The organism is Ruminococcus sp. OM04-4AA, from assembly GCF_003462585.1.
GTDB lineage: Bacteria > Bacillota > Clostridia > Lachnospirales > Lachnospiraceae > Mediterraneibacter > Mediterraneibacter faecis.
In genome coordinates, this window is record NZ_QTZH01000088.1 from 1 (window position 1) to 6,236 (window position 6,236).

General features: G+C 42.9%; 4 protein-coding genes and 2 pseudogenes. All 6 read right to left on the minus strand.

The window, feature by feature from the left end; all coding sequences use genetic code 11:
- Positions 1 to 108: 108 nt before the first annotated feature.
- Positions 109 to 318 (minus strand): helix-turn-helix transcriptional regulator, encoded by a 210-nt coding sequence (locus tag DXB52_RS14630; RefSeq protein ID WP_007286202.1) that lies wholly within the window; start codon positions 316 to 318, stop codon positions 109 to 111.
- A 15-nt stretch (positions 319 to 333) separates the two neighbouring features.
- Entirely contained in the window at positions 334 to 705 is a 372-nt protein-coding gene (locus tag DXB52_RS14635; RefSeq protein ID WP_472520410.1) for a DUF6442 family protein, read from the minus strand.
- Between the two features lie 144 nt (positions 706 to 849).
- Positions 850 to 1,761, minus strand: coding sequence for a conjugal transfer protein (locus tag DXB52_RS14640; protein WP_003062215.1), 912 nt, complete (start codon positions 1,759 to 1,761; stop codon positions 850 to 852).
- Between the two features lie 16 nt (positions 1,762 to 1,777).
- On the minus strand, positions 1,778 to 2,785 hold the full coding sequence (locus DXB52_RS14645; RefSeq protein ID WP_003059774.1) for a bifunctional lytic transglycosylase/C40 family peptidase: 1,008 nt from the start codon (positions 2,783 to 2,785) through the stop codon (positions 1,778 to 1,780).
- Positions 2,782 to 4,991: pseudogene (locus DXB52_RS14650) on the minus strand (CD3337/EF1877 family mobilome membrane protein). The gene DXB52_RS14645 and the pseudogene DXB52_RS14650 overlap by 4 nt, the downstream one beginning before the upstream one ends.
- Positions 4,991 to 6,236, minus strand: a pseudogene (locus DXB52_RS14655) (ATP-binding protein); the annotation flags it as partial. The pseudogenes DXB52_RS14655 and DXB52_RS14650, both read right to left, overlap by 1 nt.

The window sequence follows — 6,236 nt, forward strand, 5'->3', positions numbered from 1 at the left end:
TAAAGTAATATTCTCTTTTATACCTATTTGATAAGATGTAAAAAAGTAAAAACAATCCTATAACTATTTCAACAATCAATTCCTCTAATTCCATAATCGTTCTCTCCTTTAATCAAAATAAAATAATTCTTCAAATTTTTTATCTAAAGCTATACAAAGCACTAATGCCAATTTTGCTGTTGGATTAAATTGTCCAGTTTCAATAGAACTAACTGTATTCCGAGAAACCCCGACTAGTTCAGCTAATTCTGTTTGTGATAATTTTTTTTCTTTTCGTACAGTTTTTAATCTGTTTCGCAAAATTAAATGTTCGTCCATTCTATAAACCTACCATTAAAAATTTATAAAAGTAATACCCCATAAATAGAAAAAAGAATAAAGCAATAACAAATTTGGATTTATTTTTTGAAATATGTGCTTCATAACCCATAGAGCCAAATGCCACAGACCCAATAATTGAAATTTGGATTTATTTTTTGAAATATGTGCTTCATAACCCATAGAGCCAAATGCCACAGACCCAATAATTGTCATTATGTCATAGTAAGGTTCTTTACAAACTGCTTTAATGAAAAGAATTAAAATGCAGATAAATAAAACAAACATTAAGCCAAAAGATTTCCCTTGAAGTTTAATATGTTTTTCGTATTCATCAAGATATAGATTCTCTTTTTTGTTTTGTGATAGTATTTTTTCTTTATCCATTATATAACGCTCCCTTCAAATAATACCAAGTACACTTGTCATTTATATTATAGCATTCGGTCATTACAAGTCAATATTTTTGCACAGTTTTCTTGTCGTTTTGTAAAAGCGTGCAAATCTGATAGGAAATGCACGCTATATCATTTATCCTACAATCTTCCAGTTACTATCCTTATGTAGCACAAGCTCATACTGCGATACCTGCGTCGCTTTTGTCTGATTATCAATGAATTTTACCGCAACCTTGACTTTCACATTGTCGCCGTCCTTTATAAAGATAGGGTTTACCAGTTCAGAATAAAGGTAGTCCCTGCCGATAGGTTCAATCACATTTCCCAATACATAGTAAGCAAGCTCTTTTTCCGTCGCTGTTGGGTACAGCTTAAAGAATGTTTCCAGAAAAGCGGTAGCGTCATTTACCGTATCAGCGTCCACGCTTGCGTCTGCTTCTGGTGTCTTAGGCTCATAGTCTGATTTTTCAACTGCTGGTGCAAGGGTAGGGTTTTGAACGATTACCATATCCCCGTCTGCGTCCACATAGACTTTTACAGTATAGGTTGCTTTCACATTGCTTGTCTGTTCTCCCTCTTTTATCTGCTGATCTACTTCGTAGGTAGCAGAAAAAGTGTCCGCTCCCGATTGCTCGATATGCCATACAATCACATCTGTAACCGTGGAGCTGGTCGGTATATCGGTTCTAATGGTGTCTACATTTAAGTCCTGCAATTCCTTTGTCAGATAACCGCTGATTGCCTGCGTCCTTGCTTCGATAGCTTCTTTGCTGTTATCCCATGTGTAATAGGACTTCGCAAAGTTTTTCACGAAATTTTCTATCCCGTTGGTGTCCTGCAAGCAAAGTTCAATGATTTCTTTTTCATGGGTGGTGTGCTGGTCGATAGCCGTAAAATTCTTATACACCCCAAAGCTCACGCTTGCGACAAGCACCACCCACAACGCAATCACGGTTTTCTTATGTGTGCCTACCTTGACAGTACGCACCTTTTTTTCTTTTGGTTCTTTGATAGTTTCTGTCTGTTTCTTATTCTTCTTAAACATATTTTTCAAGTCCTTTCTATTGTTTTACTCGTCCTGCACCGATTAAGTGCTGTTGCCAGTAACTACTACTTAGGTCTGCATATCCTATCGGGTCGCCTGCGTGGTACATCTGTGTCGGCGAAACAAGAATACCGACGTGTGTTACATACGAACCAGCGTTATAGGTGGAATGGAAAAACACCAAATCGCCTGCTTTTGCCTGCGAGAGTGGCAGATGTTGGGTTGCGTCATACTGTGCTTGTGCTGTTCTCGGTAAGGAGATACCAGCTTTTCCATAGCACCATTGCGTCAATCCCGAACAATCAAAGGAAGTATTCGGGTTACTGCCACCATACACATACTTCCAGCCTTGATATTTCAACGCTTCATTCATTACCTTTTGTGCCAGTTCTCCCGATACCTGCGGAACTGCTAAATACTGATTGACTACTTCCACATAGAACATATTTCCATAGCCATACCGCCAGCCCCCATTCTTAGCAACGGCTATCGGGTTGGTGTAGGTTACTTTCTTTCCACCCGATTTCTCACGGGCGAAGCTCTCTGCAAGATTAAAAGTGTGTTTTTTTCCTTTTCCTGCCACATATCCCACATAGCCACCGCCATAGTTATAAGACTGTATCGCTACATTCAAGTCGTCGATACCTTGATTTTTGCAGGAAGAAAGCAGGGACGCAAAATACTTACACCCCTGCTTGATTGAGCTTTCCGTATCTAAGGAATTAGGCGGTAAACCAAGACTTTCCGAACTCTGCATAACATCTTCTGCCGTACCGCCACTTTCTACTTGAATGATAGCAAGTAACACATTGACATACTCGGAGATACCGTTTTCTCTGGCGTATTTTTCTACCATAGGCTGATGTTTCAAGACTTCTGCGGATAGGTTCATACCCGTAATGCCAGAAGAAAAATTGCTGTTCTCGTCGTCGCTGTCCGCACTAATGAGGACGCCAAAGAAAAGCACCAGAGAAAAGAGGATAGGAAACAGACTGCCAATGATAGCGATATGTTTCAGTTTCATTTTTTCTTCTGTCCTTTCTTCGTTACAAGGTTACGGGTTTTCTCTATGGTCTGCTGGTTCTTCTGGACGCTCTGGGTCTGCTGAACCTTTATCCTGCGGTCTTTGGTGTCATTCTGGCGTGTTTCCTGCGATACCACTTTTTCTACATTCTGCCTATGTACTGTCTGTGTAGGCTGGGGTGCTTTCTTATCAGAAGCACCAGAAGATAACGGACGCTCTTTGATAACATTTGTCTTGACTGGCTCACTTGCTTTCGGAGTTGGAGCTGTGGCTGGGCGTTTGACTTCCTGCATTTTTTCAACACTCGGCTTTGGAATGGTTGAAGCTGTGACTGGTCGCTCATGGGGACGGGTAGCTCCCGTTGTCGCTGATCCGTCAGCCTTTCGCTGTACCTGCCTTGCTTCTTGTGCCTTTTGAAGCTCCATACGTTTGTCAGCGATATTTTTCTTACGCTGTTCCTGCTTTTCCAAGCGTCCCGTCTGTCTGGACTGCTGTTCCTGCACCATGCCACGCTTGAAGTCGGACACGCTGGACTTTGCCTTTTCCTTTGCGGAATACACCGCATAAGCGGTCTGTGTCGGCATATCCTTGATATTCTCTTTGACAGCGTTTGCCTTGTCTTTCACTTTATTTTTCGTATCTAAAACAGCACCGACTTTTGAACCTGCACGCTGTCCCATGCTGGAAGTGGTATTGCCCCGATTTTCTTTAGAAGCCGTATTTTTTCTTTCGGCTCTCTTGCCAGCAACGGCACTTCCAGCCACCGCACCAGCTACACCGCCCGAAATACCGCCAGCACTTACCGCCCTTGCAATACGGTGTTCCATACGCCTAGCCCGATGTCGCATAAACAGATACGGTCTGCGGAATATGCGTCGTCCCATGCTTTGACTGTCGCCAGCATTAAGTGAGAACATACTCATTAAGTCGCCCAGCTTCATGTAGATACCAGCGAAACATACTATCTGCAAGAACGCCACCATAAAGAATGGGTAGTCTGTGGAAATGTTGTAAAACATACTGGAAATACTAAATGCCACCGTTACAATGAGCGTTATTCCTGCCCGTGTCATTATGGTATTAAATACTCTCACGATTGCCTGCTTTGCCATGCTTTCATAGCTCGGTATCATGGAAAGTAAAAAACTGATAGGTAAAAACATTGCAAAGATAATAAAAAGTATCTGGCTGAACAACATCATGCCCGTAAGCAAGAATACAAATATCGTGATACCCAAGTTAAAGAACAAGAGGAAGAACACCATACCCAAACGGTTCACGACCTGCGGTATTGTCAGATTGTTATTGTCGTTGTCCTCGATTTCTGTTTTCACGACTTCCTCTCTGGTTTTCCCGTCCTCGTCCTCTGGACTTGCCGATACGAGAGCTTCTACACGGTCTGTCCCGATTTCTTCTGCGTTGCTGTTCCCGAATTGAAGCAAGAGCCACGGCTGTTCCACTTGAATAGAAAATAGGCTGTCCCGTATCAAGTCCACGCTGTCCTTACCCTCGCTGTCGGAGTTAGGGAGCATGATTTTTGTTCCCAAATCCAAAGAAGCGGTACTGATGTCTGATGAAAATTCATTTATCTTCTTGATATAGTCGGGAGCATAAGCAATAAATGAAGCGGACAGCACGAACACCACCACAAAGTTGATAACAGCGTGAAGTGCTTTGCTGGTTTCCCGTTTTATCAGTCCCGTATAAGCAACGTACATTCCCACCACTAAGATAATGAGAAGCAGGAAACCAACATAGAAGCCCGTAGAAGAAAAGCCGTTCTCGGTAACGCCTGCAAGGGTCTGTATGCTCTTTCCGATACTGTCTGCCATATCATTGATGAAGTCCAGCTTATAGGCTCCTGCACCACATAGCCCGTTGCATTACTCAAATACAAACTGATAGTCCAGACAAAGTTGGTAATGCAGTACAGCCCGTATTGTACCGATTTTCCGATACCGTCGAGCCAGTTCCACGGAAGCCACGACCAGCTATTATCGACGAAAAAATCAAGCTGGTAGTTGGAAAGGGGATATTTTGAATAAAGATTTTCTGCGTTTATGGTATCGTCTACAAGCCCCGTCGCATGAGCCACCGTCCCCAAAAGTGAAAGCAGGATAAGGGAGAGTGCCACCACGAACAGAGCCATTTTGAGAAAGTGGAAAATCTTCTTTTTTGTGAACACACCTTTTATCCTTTCTTTCATCACTCCACCTCATTTCTCTGTACGGGCGGTCTGGTATCAAAGGCGTGTAGCAGTTCTTCAAAGACTGGGTGTATCTGCACCACACCGACACGCCCGTATAAGTCCTGCAATAAGCATTGTCCGTTCTCCAAATCACGCAAGCGTTTCTGGTTGTTCTCATCGTCCTTGTCGATACCGAAAAACTCTAAGGTCTGCTTTATCTCGTTTATATCCGTGCTTCTAAATGCAAACTTTAAGCCGATATTGTTTTTCAGACTTTCCTTTGACACGTCATAGGCAGACTGGGTAACGAAATAAACGCCTGCCTGCATAGCTCGCCCAGCACGAACCAGCTTATTTGATAAGGTTTCTCCTTGTGCCACATTTAAGAACGCCCACGCTTCGTCTAAATCGACAATCTTAAAAATGCTTCTGTCCGAATGGATAAAATCAAGGGCAAAGGTACTAATCACAATCAGCATAGACACAGACAACAATTCAATGGTCGTGTATTCTTCAAAAGTGGTATCTTTATCTGGCAGTACAAGGTCGGCTACTTGAATGATATTGAGCTGATTATCCAGACTGATAGCATTTTCTACCGTACCGTCTGAAAACAGCAGGTGTGCAAAGTCGTAGTCCGTGAAGCTGTCGATATGGTCTGCGATATTTCTTGATATGGGCGTATCTTCACGGCGTAGCTCGTCTATCACATGGAGCAAGCCCGACTGTCGCTCTGGGTAACGGAGCGTACTGCCTTACGAAGTACGGGGAATTTTTCGCCGTCCCTTGAAGAAATACCCGTAAGGAATGTTAAGATGTCGATTGCCAGACTTTCAGCGTCTTTTACATTCTTCATAATCACAAACGGGTCAAGAAGCCCTGCATTGTCCTTATCGCTGGTAAGATTTACGATATTGATTTCATGTGCAATCTCTGGGAGCGTTTCTTTCCAGTTACCACGCTCACTTTTAGGGTCTAACAGAAGTGCTTGACCGCCAAACAGCACCGCATAATATACCAGAAGATTGTTACAGAACGATTTCCCACCGCCAAGCGAACCGACAAAAGCAGACGCTAAAGCGTTGGTAACTGTACCTTTTACACCTTGACTGGCAAGGGACGGTTGCAGGTACACATTTCTTCCCGTATCAACAGAATAGCCCATATAGATACCCGTAGTTTCTCCTAACTGCTGTGTCGCACCAAAGCCAAGCCCAGCTAAAAAATCTGATTTTACATACTGCACATAGTCATTGATATATC